The 243-nt window shown below is 39.1% G+C and carries 1 protein-coding gene; it reads right to left on the minus strand.

Going from position 1 to position 243, the window contains the following annotated elements:
- On the minus strand, window positions 1–228 hold a 228-nt coding region (locus R2R70_RS22590), incomplete at its 3' end, for a terminase TerL endonuclease subunit (protein ID WP_410979286.1).
- Between the last annotated feature and the right edge of the window lie 15 nt (window positions 229–243).

A 243-nucleotide genomic window follows, 5' to 3' on the forward strand; every position in this document is an offset into this window, starting at 1 on the left:
GCCCTGGTAATTCTTTTCGGCCACCACGTTCTCAATACAATAGATAAATAGTGGATTGTCTGTTTTAATTCTCTCTTCATACATCAATACTTCTGCATCATCCCACGGGCTATTTAAAACGGCTCCATATTGTTTAACTTCTACACATGTAAAACCCTCTGCCTCTAACGACTCAATGATTTTTTCAGATAGCGCCGGATCATAGTTCACTTGAATGACATCGTACATTTGCGCACATTCAAT

The sequence above is a fragment of the Cobetia sp. SIMBA_158 genome, assembly GCF_046566945.1.
Taxonomy (GTDB): domain Bacteria; phylum Pseudomonadota; class Gammaproteobacteria; order Pseudomonadales; family Halomonadaceae; genus Cobetia; species Cobetia amphilecti.